The sequence below is a fragment of the Zavarzinella formosa DSM 19928 genome, assembly GCF_000255705.1.
Taxonomy (GTDB): Bacteria; Planctomycetota; Planctomycetia; order Gemmatales; family Gemmataceae; genus Zavarzinella; species Zavarzinella formosa.
Genome location: NZ_JH636452.1, coordinates 57,956 through 78,365 on the forward strand (window position 1 = coordinate 57,956; position 20,410 = coordinate 78,365).

A 20,410-nucleotide genomic window follows, 5' to 3' on the forward strand; every position below is an offset into this window, starting at 1 on the left:
TTGCCATAACGAGTTTCTTTGGTAGGGAAAGGCAGAAAGGTCGAGTCGGGTGGCATCATGCCAAATGAATTGAGTGGTTTCCAGTGAAAAATACTTTGAAATTTGTCCGACCTAAAGTGCTATCTGTCCGAACAGCCAAATCCTTGTGATCACGCTGATCGACGCTTCTTCGCCCGGCAAACGAACACGTTCATCTTCACTGATCGGAACGATTCCGCAGACCCGCAGGGTCGGATTCGCCGACAAGGGTTGCCGGAAAGTTATTGACAACGCTTTTGACATCGCCTAATCTTATAAACGATATCAGAATACCCTCCCACCCGCCGGATGACGCGCCTGAGCGTCTCCCGGAAGATAGAACCACGCCGCCAGAGACGGTCTTTGGTGGCAACGACCAGCGTGGTCACCCGCCTACCCCTCCATTTTGTTTCGAGAGAGTGTCCATGAGTTCGATTTCAAGGAATGGTTCTTCGCCTTCCCGCCGGTCGTTCATGCAGGTCGGGGCCATCAGTGGTCTGGGCCTCACGTTGGACGGGTTCCTCCGGAACCAAGCCAAGGCCGACACGAAGACCTACGAAACCAAGGAAGGGAAGGCCAAGTCGGTCATCCATATCTTCCTGCCGGGCGGCTCGGCCCACCAAGACTCTTGGGATCCCAAACCCAACGCTCCCATCGAATACCGGGGCGAAATGGGCACCATCAAGACGAAACTCGATGGCGTCCTCTTCAACGAACACATGAAAAAAACCGCCGAAGTGGCGGACAAGATTGCCATCTGCCGGTCGATGACGCACGGCGAAGCCGCCCACGAACGCGGCACCCACAACATGTTCACGGGTTACAGGCCCAGCCCGGCCTTGCAATACCCCTCCTTCGGGGCGGTCGTCAGCCACGAGTTCGGTGTGCGGAACAGCCTGCCGCCCTACGTGGCCATCCCGAGCATGCCGAACACGTTTGCGGGAAGCGGTTACCTCTCCAGCAAGTTTGCTCCGTTTTCCCTCGGCGCCGACCCGGCGAACCCCGGCTTCACCGTCCAAGACCTCGCCCTGCCGGGCGGCGTGGACGACAAGCGTTTCACCACCCGCAAGAACATCCTCACGGCCGTCAACGATCACTTCGCCACCCGCGAACGGTCGGACAACATTGCCGCGATGGACACCTTCTACCAGCAAGCCTACTCGTTGATCTCTTCGCCCAAGGCGAAGGAAGCGTTCAATATCAACGCCGAAGACGCCAAGTTGCGTGACAACTACGGCCGCAACGCCGCCGGTCAGCGGTTCCTGATGGCCCGGCGTCTCGTCGAGGCGGGCGTGCGGTTCGTCAGCCTGACCTACGGCGGGTGGGACATGCACACCGGCATCAAGGCCGGGATGGCCGGTCAACTGCCGCAGTTCGACCAAGCCTTCGCCGCCCTGATCACCGACCTCAGCCAACGTGGCCTGCTTGACAGCACGCTGGTGATGGTTTCGAGCGAATTCGGCCGCACGCCGAAGATCAACGCCACCGCCGGCCGGGACCACTGGCCCAAGGTGTTCAGCGTCGTCCTCGCCGGAGGGGGCATCAAGAAGGGAACCGTTTACGGAACCTCCGACGCGACCGCCACGGAACCGGAAGACGACCCGCTGACGGTGGAAGACCTGAGCACCACGGTCTACAACTGCCTTGGGGTGAACGCCGACAAGGAACTCATGGCACCGGGCAACCGGCCCATCGAAATCGTTGACGGCGGCAAGGTCGTCAAAGCCCTCCTGGCATAATCAGTTGATTGGTATCTCGACGCGACATCGGAGCCAGACCGGACTTTTTCCGGCCGCTCTCTTGTCGCGTTTGTTTTGAATGAGGTCGCCTCTGCCACGCCCAGACGTTCACCGATGAAGGACCAACGATGCGTATTCTCACCGGCTGCCTGTCGGCCCTCCTGATATTTGCCAGTTTCGCCGGGGCGGCATCCCCGACGTTGAACATCATCCAGCCTCGCGGCGTTCAACGGGGCATTGATTCGGTTGTCACCCTCAACGGGAACAATCTCTCGGACGCCCAAGAAGTCATCTTCTACTCCCCCGGTTTCACGGTCACCAAACTGGAACCCGTCAACAACGCCCAGTTCAAGGCCCATGTGAAACTGGCGCCGGACACACGGCTTGGCGAACATGCCGTCCGTGTTCGCACGGCCACCGGCATCACCGAGATGCGGACCCTGTGGGTCGGGGCGTTGCCCATCGTCGATGAGAAAGAACCGAACAATGATTTCGCCGCCCCGCAGAAGGTCGGCTTGAATGTCACCGTTCATGGTGTCGCCGACAACGAGGATGTGGATTACTACTCCGTCGAAGCGAAGAAGGGCCAGCGCATCAGCGTCGAGATCGAGGGAATGCGGCTCGCAACCACCTTTTTTGACCCGTACATCGCGATTTTGGACTCCAAGCGGTTTGAACTGGCGACTTCGGACGACACCGCCCTCTTCAAGCAAGACGGCTGTCTCTCCATCGTCGCCCCGGAAGACGGCACCTACGTCGTGCAAGTCCGGGAAACCTCTTACGGCGGCAACGGCGCCTGCCAATATCGGCTGCACATCGGCAACTTCCCCCGGCCGACCGCCATTGTGCCCGCGGGGGGCAAACTCGGCGAGGAAGTGGAAGTTCGCTTCCTTGGGGACGCGAGCGGTGAAATTCGTCAGAAGATCAAACTGCCGGCGACCATGCCCGCCGATGGTCGGTTTGGCCTGTATTGTCAGGATGCCGGGGGCATCTCCCCAAGCGCCATCCCCTTCCGGTTGACGGACTCCTTCGCCAATGTCGTTGAAGTTGAGCCGAACGACACGGTGGACGTCGGAACCAAGGGCGTGTTGCCCTGTGCGTTCAATGGCGTGATCGAAAAGCCGGGGGATGTTGATTTTTTCCGCTTCGCCGCCAAAAAAGGGCAGGCTTTTGAAGTTCATTGTTATGCCCGCCGGATCGGTTCCCAGTTGGATTCCGTGATGTCGATGGGCCTTGTCGGTCAGGGGGCGATGGTCGCCAACGACGACAACGGTGGCCCGGACAGCATGTTCCGGGTGACCATTCCGCAGGATGGCGAATACTGGATCAACGTGACGGACCATCTCAAAAAGGGCGCTCCGACGTACTTCTACCGCATCGAGCTTCAGCCCATCGTCGCGACCGTGAAACTGGCCGTGCCGAGTTTCGTGCAATACAGCCAGGAACGCCAGGCGTATCCGGTCCCCCGTGGAAACCGTTTCGCCACGCTGGTCTCGGCCGGTCGGCAGGATTTTGGCGGCGACTTGAACATCACCACCAACGGGCTTCCGGCAAAGGTCGGGGCCGTCACGGATGTGATGCCCGGCAGCATGAGCGTGACGCCGATGGTGTTCGAGGCCGCCCCCGACGCCCCGCTGGCCACCGGCCGGATCACCTACACGGGCACGCATGTCGATCCGAACGTGAAACTCCAAAACATCTTTGAACAACGGGCCGAGTTCGTCATCAGCAATCCGGGGCAGTCGGTTTACACCTTCCGCACGGAAGCCGAGGTGATGATGGCCGTCACCGAGGCGGTGCCGTTCAAGATCAACATCGTGGAGCCGAAAGTTCCGCTGGTTCACAACGGGACGATGCAATTGAAGATCGTCGCCGAACGAGCCGCCGGGTTCAAGGCCGCGATCACTTGCGTGCCGCTGTACAATCCTCCGGGTGTTGGCTCCGCTTCCTCCGTGGTGATCCCCGAAGGGCAGAACGAAGCCTTCCTGACGATGAACGCCAACGGCGGCGCCCCGGTTCGCAAGTGGAAATATGCCGTGCTTGGCACCGCCGCGGTGGGAACGGGTCCGGTGTGGGTGTCGTCCCAACTGGCGACAATTGAAATCGCCCCGCCGTACATGGCGTTCACGATGGAACGGGCCGCGGTTGAACAGGGCAAGGACACCCAGATGTTCTTGAAGATCGCCAACACCAAGCCCTTCGTTGGCGAAGCCACGGTGAAATTGATCGGGATGCCGACCAAGACGACGTATCCGGACCTGAAGATCACCAAGGACACCAAAGAACTTTCCTTCCCCGTGAAGGTGGAGGCGACGGCCCCGGCGGGCATTCACCGGAACATCTTCTGTCAGGTGATTGTGACCGAAAACGGCGAGCAAGTTCCGCACAACCTCGGCAGCACTGAGTTGCGGATCGACGTGCCGCTGCCGCCGAAGAAGGATGCCCCGGTGGTCGCCAAACCAGCGACGCCCGCCCCGATGCCAATGCCCAATCCGATGGCCGCCCCGCCGAAACGCCTCACCCGGCTGGAACAACTTCGGTTGGAACAGGAAGAACGCGAAAAGGCCGCCAAGGCCGGAACCCCGGCCCCGAAGGTTGAGCCGAAAAAGAACTGACGAGGCATCGGGCGGGGACGCATCCTTCCCGGTAGAATTGCCGGACAACGATTGATTGACACCGAAGACGGATCAATATGGACGCCCTGCTGAAGAACGAAGACTTCATGCGACGCCTGGCCAACGTGCCCCCGTCGCTCGCCCATGAATACCAGTCGGCCCAGCCGTTCGCCCATACGGTGTTCGATGATTTCTTCCCGGCGGATGTGGTTGATGCGGTTCATGCCGCGTTTCCCAACCCCAAGGAACTGGAGTGGTTCAAGTTCGATAACTCGAACGAAGTGAAACTGGCCAGCAGCCAGGCCGAGCGGATGCCCACGGTGATTCGGGAGTTCTTGTACTTCCTGAACTCCAAGCCGATGTTGAGCTACCTGGAAAAGCTGACGGGCATCGAGGGACTGATCCCTGATCCCTCCTTCACCGGCGGCGGCCTCCATCAGATTCAGCAGGGGGGCAAGTTGGGGGTCCACATCGACTTCAACAAGTTGGAGTCGAACAATCTTGACCGCCGGTTGAATTTGATCGTGTACATGAACAAGAATTGGAAGGAAGAGTACGGCGGGAAGTTCGAGTTGTGGGACGCCGAGAAAAAAGGCTGCGTGAAGAGTGTCCTGCCGGTCTTCAACCGCTGTGTGGTGTTTTCGACCCATGAAAAGTCCTACCACGGGCATCCCCACCCGCTGACCTGCCCCGAAGGGGAGACCCGGAAATCGGTCGCCCTTTACTACTATTCGAACGGCCGGCCGGAAAACGAACGAGGAAAAGGCCATTCGACCGTGTTTTTGGACGGCGATTCCAAAGAGCCGATTTCGTTGCGAGAGACCGTGAAGTATCTGACCCCGCCCGTTGTTGTCGATGCCGGCCGCTGGCTGATGCGGACCCTGGCCGGCAAGCCCAAGCAGTGATCGTGACCGTGTTGATTGACCGAACACCAAGACCGAAGTATCAGGTGATTGACCGATGAACCGATTGCGTTTCCTCCTCGCGGCCCTCGCGCTCGCCATCTCCCTCGGCGACCTGACGGCCCAATCCCCGCTGGCCACCCTTGAAGTCTTCCCGCCGGACGTGAACCTGGAAACCTCGCGGGATCAACAATCCTTCGTCGTTCAGGCATGGTTTGCGGACGGTCTTTCGCGGGATGTCACCGCCGAGGCCAAGGTGGCTTTCGCCAACCCGGCGTTGGTGAAACTCGAATCCAACATCGTGAAGCCGGTCGCCGACGGCCAGACGGAAATGTCCGTCGAATGGGGCGGCAAGAGCGTCAAGATTCCCGTGAAGGTGAAGGACGCCGGAGCCGACCGGCCGATCTCCTTCAAGCTGGATGTGATGCCCGTGTTCATGCGATCCGGGTGCAACTCCGGTTCGTGCCACGGGGCCGCCCGCGGCAAGGACGGTTTCCGTCTCAGCCTCTTCGGCTTCGATCCGGACGGGGACCACTACCGTCTCACGCGGGAAATCAACGGCCGCCGCATCAATCTGGCCCTCCCCGCCGAAGGGCTTCTGATGGAGAAGTCGGCCGGGAAGGTGCCGCACACCGGCGGCCAGCGCATGAAGGAAGGCGACGAATACTGGAACACGCTGATCCGGTGGCATGACGCGGGCGTTCCGCTCGACGCGGCCACCGTCGCCACCCCGACCGCCCTCGAAGTCTACCCGAAACGGGCGGTGATGGACGGCAAGGACAGCAAGCAACCGGTGACCGTCCGGGCCAAGTATTCCGACGGCACGGACCGCGACGTGACCAATCTGGCCCTGTTCCTCTCGAACAACGACAACTCGGCCAAAGTTTCCCCCGAAGGCGCCGTGATCGCCGACAACCGGGGCGAAGCGTTCATCATGGCCCGGTTCGCCACCTTCACGGTCGGTTCGCCGTTCGTCGTGCTGCCGAAGGGGCTCAAGTTCGAGCCGGTGCCGGTTCAGGAAAACAACTTCATCGACACGCTGGTGAACAAGAAACTCCGCGACTTGCGGATCACCCCGTCCGAACTTTGCACGGATGAAGCCTTCCTTCGCCGGGTGTATGTGGATGTGATTGGCCTGCTGCCGACGCCCGAGGAATACGACCGCTTCATGAAGAATCCCGCCACCAACAAGCGGGAACAACTGGTGGACGAACTGCTCGGCCGCAAGGAATTCGCCGAGGTTTGGGTGATGAAGTGGGCCGAACTGCTTCAGATCAAATCCTCGAACGACGTGAGCTACAAGGCCACACTGCTCTACTTCAGTTGGTTGCAGGACAAGATCGCCAAGAATGTCCCCGTGAACGAGTGGGTGCAAGACATCCTCGGGGCCAACGGCGGCACCTTCAAGAACCCGGCCACGAACTACTACCAGAACGAACGGGACATCCTGAAGGTGTCCGAGAACGTCGCCCAAGTGTTCATGGGGATGCGGATTCAGTGTGCCCAGTGCCACAATCACCCGTTTGATCGTTGGAAGATGGATGATTATTACGGCTTCGCCGCCTTCTTCAGCCAGATTGGCCGCAAGGGCACGGACGACCCCCGTGAAATCGTGGTCTTCAACTCCGGCGGCGGCGAAGTGAACCACCCGCTCGGCGGCCGTGTGATGAAGCCGAAGTTTCTCGGCGGGGCCGAACCGGATGTGGCCGGGAAAGATCGCCGGGTGGTGATGGGCCAATGGCTTGCCTCCCCGGAAAATCCTTATTTTGCCACCAACCTGTCGAACATTGTGTGGTCCCACTTCTTCGGTCAGGGGATCATCAACGAAGTGGATGACGTTCGCATCAGCAACCCGCCGTCCAACCGCGAACTGCTTGACGCCCTCGGCACGAAGTTCACGGAATACAAGTACGACTTTAAGAAATTGGTTCGGGACATCTGCACCTCGCGGACATATCAGCTTTCCACCGTGCCGAACCCGTCCAACGAGGGCGACACCCGGAACTTCGCCCGGCAATCGGTTCGCCGTATCCGGGCCGAGACGATGCTGGACGTGATTTCGCAAGTGACCGAAACGAAGAACAAATTCCCCGGCCTGCCGCTCGGCGCCCGCGCCGTGCAAATCGCCGACGGCAACGTGACGAACTACTTCCTCACGACCTTTGGTCGGGCCACCCGCGAGAGCGTTTGCTCCTGTGAAGTGAAACTGGAACCCACCCTCTCGCAATCGCTGCACATGCTCAACGGCGACGCCACCACCCAACGCATCCGGGGCGGCAACCTGATCGGTAAACGATTGGGCGAGAAGAAGCCGATCGAGGCCATCATCGACGAAGTGTACCTGCGAACGCTGGTCCGCAAGCCTTCCCCGCTTGAGAAGGACCGTCTCATGAAGGCCATCAACGAAGACCCGGACAAAGCCCGCAGCTTGGAAGATGTCTTTTGGGCGCTGATGAACACACGGGAGTTTGTGTTCAACCATTGATTGAGGTTTCGGCTAAACGCCGTGGATGGTTTTTTCGGTCTAACGGACCGATTAACATAGCCCAGCCCGAAAGGGCTGGGGTCAACGAACCATCAAAACCCTCGGTCTGAAGGACCGATTATTCATTCAAGGTCCGTCAGGGCCGCGAAGGCCGAAGCCCAAAGATAATCGGTCCTTCAGACCGAAGCCGCTGGCGGGTGGCTCACCCAGCCCTGACGGGCTGGGCTATGTTAATTGGACCGGAAAAACAAGGCACTTTGGCTGCTGCGTCAATTTGGAATCTGCTCCAATGAAAGTCCGAGTGATTCCTCCCGGCGGTGATCCAAAGCAAGAGTCCCTGTATTGGAGCATGGATCTGACGGATGATCGGGTGATACTGCTCGATGCCAACAGAAATGAGATCGGTTCGTGGGACTGGAACCAAGCGTTATTGCGGTTTAAGCCGGCGAACTTCTGGCGATGCACAAAAGACACTCTTTTTGATCACTCGGCAGAGCAACCTCTCAAGATTGACCGTCGAGACTATGATTCAGTTTGGGTAGCCCTCGAAGTTATTCGGTTACGACTGGATCCAACTCGGTCTTGGCGAATTCTTCGACGAAGCATTGCCTTGACGGTTTTAGGACTGATTTTGGTTCTGACTGGGATAGCGATGGAATTGACAGGGCAAGCTGCGGAGCATGGCAAGGTTTTGACTTTTGGGCGAAACGCCTTCATTTTGGGGTTATGTTTTGTGGTCAGTGGCTTTGCGCAAGTGAACATCCACCGGATGGTTAAGCGAACGGCAGATCAGCCGAAATCATCGGCCGAAACGGAATCTTGACAGTTTTAGATGAGTGACATTAGGAAGACTTCAGCAGGAACAGAGCGAGATATTCAGATGACTCTTCTTCGATCCCTCTTTTTCTCGGCCTCCGTCACGCTGCTGGGGGCAACCGCTGGTTCGGCGGCCGATCCCAAGACGAAGATCACGTTTGACCAGAATGTGATGCCCATCCTGACGCAGCATTGCATCGGCTGCCACAAAGGGGACACGGGCAAGGGGGGACTCGACCTGTCCACCTACGCGAAGACGATGGAAGGCGGGGCATCCGGCGAAGTCGTCAAGCCGGGCGACGCGGATGGTTCCCGACTCTATCGGCTGACGGCCCACAAAGAACAGCCGTACATGCCGCCCAAGCTCCCGGTCATTGCCAAGGAGCAACTGGACACGCTGGCCCTCTGGATCACGCAAGGGGCCTTGGAGAACGCGGGCAGCAAGCCGGTCGCCGTCAAGCCGAAGGCTGAAGTCGGGCTGATGTCCGTCAAGCGGGGCAAGCCGGACGTGGTTCCGATGCCAGCCAAGCCGCTCAACCTGAACCCGATGGTGACCACCGCCAAAGCCAACTCCGTGATTGCGATGGCCGCCAGCCCGTGGGCGCCGCTTCTGGCCGTTGGCGGGCAAAAGCAAATCCTGCTCTACCACGGGGACACGTTTGAATTGCTCGGCGTGCTTCCCTTCACGCACGGCACGCCGACCACCCTGAAATTCAGCCGCAACGGCAGCCTGCTCCTCGCCGGGGGGGGCCGGGGCGGGCAGTCCGGCAAGGTCGTGGTGTTTGACATCAAGACCGGCGAACAAATCATCGAAGTGGGCAACGAGACGGACGCTGTGCTGGCCGCCGACATCTCGGCCGACCAACAGTTGATCGCCCTCGGCGGCCCGAGCAAGATGGTGCGGATTTACTCCACCAAGGACGGCACGCTGGTCAGCGAAATCAAGAAGCACACCGACTGGATTTACGCCATCGAGTTCAGCCCCGATGGCGTGCTGCTGGCAACGGCCGACCGTGCCGGCGGCTTGGTCGTGTGGGAATCCGCCACCGGCCGGGAGTTTTACAACCTGCGGGGCCACACCGCCGCCATTTTGGATGTGAGCTGGCGGGATGATTCCAACGTCCTCGCCTCCTGCGGCGAAGACACGACGATCAAACTCTGGGAAATGGAAAACGGCAACCAGATCAAAACATGGGGCGCGCACGGCGCCGGAACGCAGGCCGTGAAGTTCGCCCACGACAATCGGTTGGTCAGCGCCGGGCGGGACAAGGTCACGAAAATTTGGGACATGAACGGAACGAACACCAAGGCGTTCCCCGCGACGGCCGACGTGGGGTTGCGAGCGGCCTTCAACCATGACGGCACGAAGGTCTATTCGGGCGACTGGAGCGGGACGGTTTTTGAATACGCTTCGGCCGATGCGAAACTTCTCGCCCAAGCGACGACCAACCCGCAGAGTGTCGCCCAGCAACTCGATGCCGCGACGAAGGCCCTCGCGGCCAAGCAAGCCGAGTTCGACGCGAACACCAAGGCGTTCAACGAGGCGAACGCCAAACTCCAAGCCGCCACTGCCGAAGCCGCCCCGGCGATGCGTCTGGCCGGCGACGCGACGAATACATCCAACGCCGCCCAAGCCCAAGCCGCCGCTCTGAAATCGAACGTGGACAAGGCCCAGGCAGGCTTGGCCCCGGCCCAAGGCAAGGCGATGGCTGCCACGGTGAAGGCAACCGCTCTCGCCGAGGCGTATGCGAAGATCAAAGCCGCCGCCGACGCGAACAAGGCCAACGCTGATTTGCAGACGAATGCCGCCGCCGCCAAAGTCGAGGCCGACAAGGCCGCCGCCGAACTCGCCGCCACGACGAAGGTGGTCGCCGACCTGACGGCCGCCCTCAACCAAGCCAGCGCCGCCTACGCTCCGGCCGCCCAAAACGCGGTCATGGCCGCCGCCGCCGCCAAACTGGCAACAGACATCTATGCCCCGAAGGCCCAAGCCATTGCCGCCCTTCAGGGAGCGGTGAACACGTCCAAGGCCGCAGTGGACAAAGCGACGGCCGAACTGGTTGCCTTGAAGGCCGCCGTGGACAAGCTGAAGGCCCCCCCCGCCGTCCCGGCCCCGCCCGCTCCCCCGGCGCCGCCGAAGAAGGGCTAACTGAAGTCGGGCTTGGCCTGAGTGTGAAAGCAAAAGCCGGGTGGTCCGTCAGGCGAAAAATGTCGCTGACGGACCACCCGGCTTTTGCTTTTCTGTTTGCGACGACCATATAAAAGAGGTTGATTCCTTACCCCCAGGATCAGCCATGCGTGTCATTGCCTTTGTGTGTCTTTTCATGCCTTCCCTATCGTTTGCCGCCGGGGAAGTCTTGCAGCAAAAAGCGGCGGTCGTCGCGGCCAAGTACGCGAAGCTCAGATCGGAGCGAGCGAAGTTGCTCGCCGAACTCGACGAGTTGACCGGCGAGAAACTGGACCCCTACGCCGACAACGCCGGCAAAGAGGGATGGTTTCCGTTCGCGGATCTCCCGCCCAAGGGGGCTGATTTTCGTTACGCCTACATCGGACGGGCCACCCGAAGCGGCACCGCCCTCCAAAATGGCAACGCTTTTTTGATCGTTCACAAACGGGAGAATTCGGACAAAGGCACCAAGGTCATCGGGGACGCCAAGCCAATCGCGATCCTCAACTACAAGTCTCCTGTTCCCCTGCCCGGAGATCCGACCCCGTATCTGGTCGGCCGGTTTAAGCCCGCCGAGGAGCCGGTCATTTTTGAAGACCAAAAGATCACCACTTACAAGGAAGTGGACGAACCCAAACGGGACAAAATCAAGGACATGCTGGCCGCCTATGACAAGTTGGGCGTCGAGATTCGCCAAACCACCAATCAGGGCTTGGACGTGGTCAAAAATGCCCAACAAGCCGACATCACGCCCGCCGACCGGGCGAAAATTCTGGCCAAGCTCGGCGACGTGGGCATTGATGACAAAGTTCTGCGGCTGTTGACGACCCGAGTGAAGCCCATCCCCGGCAAAACGCCGGTTGCCGAACTCGACAATCCCCCGGAACTGCCCGCGAACGACCCGGAAGATCCCCGGCCGTTGATTGTCCGTCAATTCGCGCAAGCCCGGCAGTTTGCGAAGGAATATTCCGAGAAAGCCAAAACCAACAAAGCCTTGGAGGCTCCGGCGAAGCAATGGACGGAACGAGCGGCCAAACTGCGAGCCGAAGTCACGGCCGCCAAGACCAAGGCCGAGAAAGAGGAAAAAGCCAAGTTCGCCAAACAAGCCGAGGAAACTTGGCCGGTTCCCAAGGGGACACCGACGATTCAACGGGCCAAAATCGAAGCGAAGCAAACTTCATGGGTCAACGAGCAAATGAAGCCGATTTTGGAAAAGATCGCCAAGGAATATTCGGTCGATTAATTCAGAATCAATCGCCGTAGGCATGATCCCCCAAGAGCCCCACTGCGTCAGCGGTGGGGGTGGCTTCCTGTGGGTGGCGGCCACCCCCACCGCTGACGCAGTGGGGCTCTTGGGATCTCACATCAGAGGTCTGTTGAATTTACCCAAAAGACCGTTTGCCGATCTCGGTTTTGGGCGAACCTTCGTGACTCGTCTTCTGTCAGCCTGAAGGTTTGTCTGCTCTCATTTCATCCAACCAGAATAATCACTCATGGTTTCCAACAATCCTCTGATCAATCGCCAGCGAGGCTGCCTCCTCGGGCTGGCCTGCGGCGATGCCGTGGGAACCACCGTCGAGTTCCGCGCCCGTGGCAGCTTTCCCCCGATGACCGACATGATTGGCGGCGGGCCGTTCGGCCTGCCGGTCGGGGCGTGGACCGATGACACGTCAATGGCGTTGTGTCTGGCGGCCAGTTTGGTCGAGACGGGCCGGTTTGACGCGGACGACCAAATGCGCCGCTATTGCGACTGGCATGATAACGGTTACATGAGCAGCACCGGCCGCTGTTTTGACATCGGGCTGACGGTGTCCGGTTCGCTCCGTCGTTATCAACAAACCGGGAATCCCTTCAGCGGCCGGCTTGAACCCAACTCGGCCGGCAACGGCTGCATCATGCGGCTGGCCCCCGTGCCGATGTTCTTCCATCCCGACATGGAACAGGTGGCTTTTTGGGCCGGGGAAAGTTCCCGGACAACCCACGGGGCGCCGGAGTGCATTGAGTCGTGTCAATTGCTGGCCCTGATGATTGGCGCGGCCTTGGACGGAAAGAGCAAGGATGAAGTATTGTTCGGCCACGATTCGAGCCGCTTTCAGACGCCAAAAGTCCGGGCGATTGCATCCGGGGAGTGGCGCCAAAAGGGCATGGCGGATCTTTCCGGTTCCGGGTACGTGATCCACTGTCTGGAATCATCCGTCTGGTGCTTTTGGAAAACCGATACTTTTCGGGATGCGGTTTTGATGGCCGTCAACTTGGGGGATGATGCCGACACCACCGGGGCCGTCTGCGGCCAACTGGCGGGGGCGTTTTACGGCGAAGATGGCATCCCGCCGGAATGGCTTGCACGGCTCGTCATGATCGACGAGATTCGCCTGCTTGCGGATCGGCTGGCGGCATCGGCTCCTCAAGAAAGTTGAACATGACCACTTTTCCCCCGGTCGGCATATCTTAACCGGATCGACACACTTCGGAACCGAAGCGTCAATGCCTTCAAACCGTCATCTGGTCTCGTTTGATCCCCGCTCCGCTTACCACCAATTCACGGACATCCTCGTCATCGGAGCCGGGATCGCGGGCATCCGGGCGGCGTTGGAGGTTCCGGCCGATCAAAGCGTGCTGGTCATCACCAAAGACCGGCTGACGGAGAGCAATTCCTCGTATGCCCAAGGGGGCATCGCCGGGGTTCTTTCCCCGGAGGACCGCTTTGAGAATCACATCGACGATACCCTCGTCGCCGGGGCGGGGTTGTGCGATCAGGCCATTGTTGAAATGGTCGTCCGCGAGGGGCCGCATCAGATCAACGATCTGGTGAGATTTGGGGTTAATTTCGACCTCAAAGACGGCGAATTGGCCCTCACCCGCGAGGGGGGGCACAGTCATCGGCGAATTGTCCATGCCTTGGGAGACGCGACCGGCTTCGAGGTGATGCGGGCGTTGATCGCCAAGGCCAAGGCCACCCCGAACGTGCAACTGCGGGATGATACTTTCACCCTTGATCTGCTTACTCACGAAGGGCGATGCGTCGGGGCGGTGGTTCACCGGACCAACGTCGGCACGATACTCATCTGGGCCAAACAGGTGATCTTGGCCTCCGGCGGGTGCGGGATCGTCTACCGCGAGACGACGAATCCCCCGGTCGCCACCGGGGACGGCATGGCGGCCGCGTGGCGGGCCGGGGCCGAGATGCGGGACATGGAGTTCATGCAGTTTCACCCCACGGTGCTATACGTCGCCGGGTCGGCCCGCTCGCTCATCAGCGAGGCCGTGCGGGGGGAGGGGGCTTATTTGCGGGATGTGAACGGGGAACGCTTCATGCCGGGAGAAGACCCCAGGGCCGAACTCGCCCCGCGGGATGTGGTGTCGCGGGCCATTTTCCGGTGCATGGAGCGGACGCAACACCCGAACGTCTACCTCGATCTGTCGCATCTCGACCGGGCGATGGTGATGGAACGCTTTCCCGGCATGAACAAGGTGTGCCGAAGTTTCGGGCTGGACATCACGACGGATCAGATTCCCGTGCGGCCCGGCGCCCACTACATGGTCGGCGGCATCAAGGTGGACTCCGAGGGCATGACCGGCATTCCCGGCCTGTGGGGCGCCGGGGAGGTCACTTCCAGCGGCTTGCACGGGGCGAACCGTCTAGCCTCCAATTCACTGATCGAGGGGTTGGTCTACGGCACCTCATGCGCGAGAGGAGCCAGCGCTGCCGCCCGGAAGATGCCGGGGGAAATGCGGGCCTTGCCGCTCGTCTCCAAACAGGAACCGGCCGAGGCCGACGAGCATTTGGATGTGGCCGACCTCACGAACTCGCTCCGCAGCCTGATGGTGCGCAACATGGGCATCGTCCGGGACAAAAAGCGGATGCGGGAGGCCAAGCGGGATGTGGCGTTCTGGTGCCGATACGTCTTGCCGAGGGAATTCGACGACCGCAAGGGCTGGGAATTGCAAAACCTGCTGACGGTCGCCCGGTTAATGATTGATGCCGCGATGACCCGTGAAGAGTCCCGCGGCACCCATTATCGAAGCGACTTTCCCAACCGGGACGACGAACACTGGACCAGGCACGTCGTTAGTCCCGGCCGGGCAGATTGACGATCGGTTAAGGAATAATCACAGGGTCAACTGGTTCCGTGACGCCATTGATGACATCGGTGCCAAGTCCGCCAACTAACTTGGTCCCGCTGCCCGTGCCGGTGAGGTTATCGTTCCCGGCGTCGCCCGTGATGCTGTCGGCCCCGGTGCCAGCGACGATGGTGTCGTTGCCATAGCTGCCCGCGAGGGTGCTATTGCCGTTGCCGGAAGTGATGCTGTCGTCGCCATAGCCGCCATTGATGGAGTTCAGCCCGTCCCCCGCAACAATAATGTCGTTGCCGTTGTTGCCCATGATCGTGTTGTTGCCGCTGCCAGCCTGGATGTTGTCGATGACATTGGAACCGAAGATGTAGTCGTTACCCGTTCCGGCGATGATGGTTTCCACCCCCGCCACACCGACTCCGGTTCCGGAGTAAATCTTGTTGTTGCCATTTCCGGCGTCGATGAAATCGTTGCCGCCGTAGCCGTAAATCAGGTCATCCCCTTCGCCAGCCGTGATCGAATCGGCGACATTGGAACCGTAGATCGAGTCGTTGCCGGTTCCGGCGATGATGGTTTCGGTGCCGGTGCTGTTGTTGGTCGCGGTGATTCCGACCCCGGTGCCGGCATAAATCCTGTTGTTGCCATCGCCGGCGTTGATGAAATCGTTGCCGCCGAGGCCGTAAATCACATCGTTGCCCAATCCGGAGGTGATCGAATCGGCCACGTTGGACCCGTAGATCGTGTCTGCCCCCGTTCCGGTCACAATGGTTTCGATCCCCGTGCCGGAGTTAATCAGCCCGGTGCCGGCGTTGATGTAATTGTTGCCGTCCCCGGCGTCAATGTTGTCGTTGCCGCCGTAGCCGTAAATGGTGTCGCTGCCATTCCCGGCGGTGATGATGTCGGCGACGTTGGACCCGGCGATATAGTTGTTGCCGATCCCGCCGATGAGCGTCTCGACATTGGTGCCGGTCTGGGCATAAAGCCTGTCGTTGCCATCCCCGCCATCAAGGGTGTCGTTTCCGGCTCCGCCGTAAATCGTGTCGTTGCCAATCCCCCCCACGAGGGATTCATCCAGCTCTCCGCCGTAAATCAGGTCGTTGCCGCTTTCGCCATCAATGCTGTTGGCGCCGGCTTGTCCGTAGATTCGGTCATTCCCGTCGCCGGCTTTGATGGTGTCGTTTTCTGTCCCGCCATAGATCAGGTCGTTTCCGGCTCCCGTGGTGATTGAGTCGGCGCCGGCGTTTCCGTTCACATAGTTGTTGCCGCCCGTGTCGGTGATCACGTCGGCCCCGTCGCCGCCATACATGTAATCCGCATAAGGTCCGCTGTCAAACATGGCGCTGCCAATGGTGTCAGCGCCACGGCTGCCATACAGCGTGTCAATGCCATCGTCGCCGAAAATGCTGTCGTCTCCGTCGTTTCCATCGATGAAGTCGGTGCCGGCGCCGCCGTGAATCGTGTCCTTGCCAATCCCGCCGACGATGTTGTCAGGGCCGTCGCCGCCGTCGATATTTGTCGGAATATTGATGGGGCTGTAGAGGGCGTTCGACGGGCTGTTCAGATTGATGTAATCAGCCCCGCCTGCGCCTCCGATGTCAATCTCAGTGATGCTTGAGGCGGTGACACTCGAAAAGGCGACGCCGTTCACAAAGATTGGCGTGTTGGCGACCGCAAGGAACCCCGAGGCGCTCTGACGGATGACGATGGAATCGTTGAATTGTGTTCCGGTGATTGTCAAAACGCCTGTGCCTGGATCCAAGATCGCCCCGGCCGGGACACAACGATCTTCGAGCGTGTGGACGGTCAATGTCGTCGGCGCTTGCGTGTGCCGGGTTTTGAGGCCATAGCGCAAACCGGGGAGAGATTGATAGGACATGACACGCACCTCATGGTCGGACAGTGAAGACAAAACAAAAGCCACAGGCAGATATTCACGCCATTATTGCAAAGCGGACGCCAAAATTTAAAGAACTTGCAAAATCTAACACCGACTTGGGGGAAAAGACCCGCCGTTGGTATTTAGACGGGCGATTTTCCGAAAAGTGACGATAATTCTGATGGATCTCAATTATGAGAAATTGATGAGAGACACTTGGGCGAAAATAAGGCCTGCCAAATCAATCTTTCAGCAAATCGGCCGGTTTGACATTCTTGACGTAACCGTTGTTCCGGAACGGTTGCGGGTCAAATTTGCCAACAATGTCCACTTTGGCGTCGGCCGTGATCTTGTCTTCCAACCCCAGACACCAATAGGTGGCATTGACGAGCATCCGGCGAACGCCCTCGCTCAAAAGATCCTGCGAAGCACCCATCGTTGTCGTGAACACTCGTCCACTCTTTTCCCCGGCCTTGTAGGTCTTCACCCAGGCCACCGGCATCATCGGGTCGTTCTTTGGCCCGGCCAGCGGGGGGGAATCTTTCTTCATACCAGTGAGAATCTGTCCCATCACCAGCGGCTGACTGTCGCCCGGCAATGGCAGGCGGACACCGTACACGTCGGTCGGCCCGAAGATGTCGCCGTCCTTGATGCCCTTGAGGATCGGGTGCTTTTCCTGATCCTTGGCGATCAGCCCCAGCGTGGCCTGTGATCCGTGGTTGCCGTGGTGCGTCCTCCACGTTTCGCCCAGCACGACGCGGCCGAAACCGTCCTCCCAGCCTTTTTCCTTGCTTGTCCACGTGTACTTCGCAAAGGCTGATTTGCCGCCGATGTTGAAGGCGTGGGTGGCCGTCCGCAGGCCGATGACCGGCTTGCCGGTTTCCAAATAGTCAACGACATGCTTCATCTGGTCGTCTGGCAGATTGCGGAACCGGGTGAAGATCACCATCAAGTCGGCCGTCTTGAGGGCCTCCAGGCCGGGGATGTTGTTGTTCGTGTTCGGGCTGATGGTCCCGTCCTTCGGGTCGATGGCGAACAGGACGGTGCATTTGAAGCCGTGATGCTTCGAGAGGATTTTGGCCAGTTGCGGGCAGGCTTCCTCGGAGCGGTATTCCTCGTCCCCGCTGATCAAAACAACATGCTTGCTGGCCGGCTTGCCGACTGGCTCAAGGACGATCCACGGATCTTCGGCCCGGAGCGACAACGCCCCGGCGACGAGCAACAAACAGGAGAGAAATGCTTTCATGGGGATGCACCGTAGGCAGGAGGTTTGGCGGGCGAACCGGGTGCGTTCAAATTACAAGATCAGGCCGCCGGGAGCGACAAAATTCGGCGGCTGGTCAGGGGGCCTTGGGGGCGGCGTCTTTTGTCTCCAACAATTCGATTTCCAAGCCGAGCAAAAGCCGTTTCATCGTCAGCAATTGTCGGGGAAGGGCGGTCTCCGACTCTTTGAGCAGCCCGGCGTCAGCCGTCAGATGCTTGACCAGTTCGACATGCAACTCCAGCATCCGGTGTTTCTCGGCCGCATCCGCGCCGGTGGTCGCCAGGTCGGATCGCAATTGGGCGAAGTCGTCGGCCAGCACCATCAACGGGGCGCCCCCGGTCTCGACGAGCGCCACGCCGCCCGCCAGGATTTTCAGGCTCAGGTTATATCGTTCTTTGGCCAGCTTGCGGACCGGGGCATCCCCGTCGACGGCCGCCATCGGCTTCAACCCCCCCATTTTTTTGAGCAGTTGGCCGTTCTGTTCCGGGGCTGGCGCGGAGGTTTTCGGCGTTTGCGACAAGGCAACGTCTGGAAAAATCAAAATGCCAATGGCGATCAGCCAATGCCATTTGGTGTTCGCAATCATGGGAGTCTCCGGGAGAAAGGGACTTAATACGCATGTAAAATTGTAACCCGCCGGCTTTGGCGATGAAATCTATTCCCGGAGCGAATGCGCTCCGTTACACGAGTGGGAAGTGAAGTTGAACGGCGTTTCCGAAACTGGCGAATCAATCGAAAATGACAATTGGTGTCATCGAATCCGCAAGGAGCGGCAGGCTTCCTCGCAAGTCAGTTCAAGTTCCAAAGGAACCATCAAGTCCGGGGACAGCCAGACCGGGAGCGTCGGCAGCGCGCCGCCGACGGCCAGCTCATGTTCCCACGACTCAAGCCGCCAGCGCGGCCCCAAGCGTCGGCCGCGACAGGTGACGGCATAAATCCCGCTCCGCGAGACTTCGGTTCGCGGAGCGTGAAGCTCGTCCAGCAGTTCGCCATAGAGATTGGCGGTGCGGTTGGTTACCGGATCGACGATGGTCACGCAGACATCTTTCTTCAGCAGCGATTCGCATTTGTTGACAAAAGTTTGCCGGTTCTCGGGCCGGTCTTTGTTCGACGGGCTGACGAGTTCGATGGCGGCCACCAGCCGAAACTCGTCCTGTGTGTAGATGTTCACCTCATATTCGGATGGCTCCGGAAATTCGGTGTCCAGCAGGATGGTCGGCGCGCTCGGTGTCCAAGGGACCACGGCGACACTTTTGTCGCCGTCAACCAAGATTGGGCGGTCGCTCCGCGCTTCTTCAAACTTGCCGCTTCTATGTCCCGCCATCGTTCCGAAATGCAGACGAGGTTGGGCAACGTATTCCTCCGGCAAGATCGAATTCAATCTCCTCACGATCATCGCCGGCCAGCCACCATGAAGTGCCTCCCAATTGAGAAGTGTGGAGGTTGCGTGGAAATGATCGCGGAGCGGCATGGGATTGTCCCCTTTTCCCCATTGTAGCGAGTGGCAAACCACGTCTCTTGACAGCCGTCTTGTCGGGTGTAATATAACCATATAGTTCCATAACCAATAGGTTATTCAATGAGGCGGTCTGATCGACTTGACGCGACGTTCGCGGCTTTGGCCGATCCGACCCGCCGGGCGATTCTCGCCCGGCTGGCCAACGGAGAGGCATCGGTCACCGATCTGGCGAAGCCGTTCAAAATGAGCCAGCCGGCGATCTCCAAACACCTGCGAGTGCTGGAGCGGGCGGGCCTGATTTCACGCGGGCGTGATGCCCAGCGACGGCCCCGCCGAATCGAGGGCAAGCCGCTTGCAGAGGCGACCGGATGGCTGGAGCAGTATCGCCGGATCTGGGAGGGTAACTTCCAGCGGCTGGACGAATTGCTCGACGAATTGAAAATCCAACAACCCAACGACGACACCCCAACACCCACGGGAGACGATTGATGAGGAACACACTGAAAGTCACCACGCCAACGGATCGTGAGATCGTGATGACTCGCACGTTTGACGCCCCGCGTCCGTTGCTCTTTGAGGCCCTGAGCAAGCCGGAATTCCTCAAGCGATGGCTGCTCGGCCCGCCCGGCTGGTCGATGGTGACTTGCGAGGAGGACATGAAAGTCGGCGGCCTGTTTCGCTATGCCTGGCGCAACGAAGACGGGCAGGAAATGGCCATGACCGGCGCCTACCGGGAGGTGGTCGCCCCCGAACGGGTCGTTCGCACCGAACACTTTGAATTCGGCTGCGCGCCCCAGGCGGGCGAGCAGGTGGTCACTCTTCACCTCGCCGAACAGGGCGACAAAACCAAGCTCACGATCACGATGCTCTTCCCGTCGAAGGAAGCCCGTGACGGGATGGTGGCCTCCGGCATGGAACACGGCGTGGCCGCGAGTTACGACCGGTTGGACGACCTCCTTGCTGTGGCGGTTCCGCAGTAAGGATTCGGCGAATTG

General features: G+C 59.8%; 15 protein-coding genes. 11 read left to right on the top strand and 4 right to left on the bottom strand.

What is annotated here, in order from left to right; genetic code table 11:
* Positions 1–443 precede the first annotated feature (443 nt).
* From BGIM_RS0143915 to nadB, 9 genes are all read left to right on the top strand, one after another.
* Positions 444–1,757 (top strand): DUF1501 domain-containing protein, encoded by a 1,314-nt coding sequence (locus BGIM_RS0143915; RefSeq protein WP_157369896.1) that lies wholly within the window; start codon positions 444–446, stop codon positions 1,755–1,757.
* A 128-nt stretch (positions 1,758–1,885) separates the two neighbouring features.
* Positions 1,886–4,372 carry a PPC domain-containing protein gene (locus BGIM_RS55755; protein WP_020475942.1) on the top strand — a complete coding sequence of 829 codons (2,487 nt, stop codon included), beginning with the start codon at positions 1,886–1,888 and terminating at the stop codon, positions 4,370–4,372.
* A gap of 77 nt (positions 4,373–4,449) precedes the next feature.
* Positions 4,450–5,277, top strand: a complete 828-nt coding sequence (locus BGIM_RS0143925; RefSeq protein WP_020475943.1) for a 2OG-Fe(II) oxygenase — start codon at positions 4,450–4,452, stop codon at positions 5,275–5,277.
* 55 nt (positions 5,278–5,332) lie between these two features.
* Positions 5,333–7,759 (top strand): DUF1549 and DUF1553 domain-containing protein, encoded by a 2,427-nt coding sequence (locus BGIM_RS0143930; protein WP_020475944.1) that lies wholly within the window; start codon positions 5,333–5,335, stop codon positions 7,757–7,759.
* 289 nt (positions 7,760–8,048) lie between these two features.
* A complete protein-coding gene (locus tag BGIM_RS0143935) occupies positions 8,049–8,582 on the top strand; it encodes a hypothetical protein (protein ID WP_020475945.1) in 534 nt (177 codons plus the stop codon).
* Positions 8,583–8,639: 57 nt separating this feature from the next.
* Positions 8,640–10,724, top strand: a complete 2,085-nt coding sequence (locus BGIM_RS55760; RefSeq protein ID WP_020475946.1) for a c-type cytochrome domain-containing protein — start codon at positions 8,640–8,642, stop codon at positions 10,722–10,724.
* 175 nt (positions 10,725–10,899) lie between these two features.
* The gene (locus tag BGIM_RS0143945; RefSeq protein WP_157369898.1) at positions 10,900–11,985 is read left to right on the top strand and encodes a hypothetical protein; all 1,086 of its coding nucleotides are present in this window, start codon (positions 10,900–10,902) and stop codon (positions 11,983–11,985) included.
* A 250-nt stretch (positions 11,986–12,235) separates the two neighbouring features.
* Positions 12,236–13,159: an ADP-ribosylglycohydrolase family protein gene (locus tag BGIM_RS0143950; protein ID WP_020475948.1), complete on the top strand. Its 924-nt coding sequence runs from the start codon at positions 12,236–12,238 to the stop codon at positions 13,157–13,159.
* A 67-nt stretch (positions 13,160–13,226) separates the two neighbouring features.
* The gene (gene nadB / locus BGIM_RS55765; protein WP_020475949.1) at positions 13,227–14,834 is read left to right on the top strand and encodes an L-aspartate oxidase; all 1,608 of its coding nucleotides are present in this window, start codon (positions 13,227–13,229) and stop codon (positions 14,832–14,834) included.
* Positions 14,835–14,841: 7 nt separating this feature from the next.
* On the opposite strand, the gene BGIM_RS0143960 is transcribed toward nadB, so the two are convergent.
* From BGIM_RS0143960 to BGIM_RS59395, 4 genes are all read right to left on the bottom strand, one after another.
* Complete coding sequence (locus tag BGIM_RS0143960; protein WP_020475950.1) at positions 14,842–16,692, bottom strand: calcium-binding protein; 1,851 nt, start codon at positions 16,690–16,692, stop codon at positions 14,842–14,844.
* 241 nt (positions 16,693–16,933) lie between these two features.
* Positions 16,934–17,938, bottom strand: a complete 1,005-nt coding sequence (locus BGIM_RS0143965; protein WP_020475951.1) for a ThuA domain-containing protein — start codon at positions 17,936–17,938, stop codon at positions 16,934–16,936.
* Positions 17,939–18,032: 94 nt separating this feature from the next.
* Positions 18,033–18,542, bottom strand: a complete 510-nt coding sequence (locus BGIM_RS0143970) for a hypothetical protein (protein ID WP_020475952.1) — start codon at positions 18,540–18,542, stop codon at positions 18,033–18,035.
* A gap of 165 nt (positions 18,543–18,707) precedes the next feature.
* Positions 18,708–19,427, bottom strand: coding sequence for a DUF4058 family protein (locus BGIM_RS59395; protein ID WP_020475953.1), 720 nt, complete (start codon positions 19,425–19,427; stop codon positions 18,708–18,710).
* Positions 19,428–19,535: 108 nt separating this feature from the next.
* Between BGIM_RS59395 and BGIM_RS55775 the strand changes: the two genes are divergently transcribed.
* Entirely contained in the window at positions 19,536–19,904 is a 369-nt protein-coding gene (locus tag BGIM_RS55775) for an ArsR/SmtB family transcription factor (RefSeq protein ID WP_020475954.1), read from the top strand.
* Positions 19,904–20,395: an SRPBCC family protein gene (locus BGIM_RS0143985; RefSeq protein WP_020475955.1), complete on the top strand. Its 492-nt coding sequence runs from the start codon at positions 19,904–19,906 to the stop codon at positions 20,393–20,395. The genes BGIM_RS55775 and BGIM_RS0143985 overlap by 1 nt, the downstream gene beginning before the upstream one ends.
* The last annotated feature ends 15 nt before the right edge of the window (positions 20,396–20,410 follow it).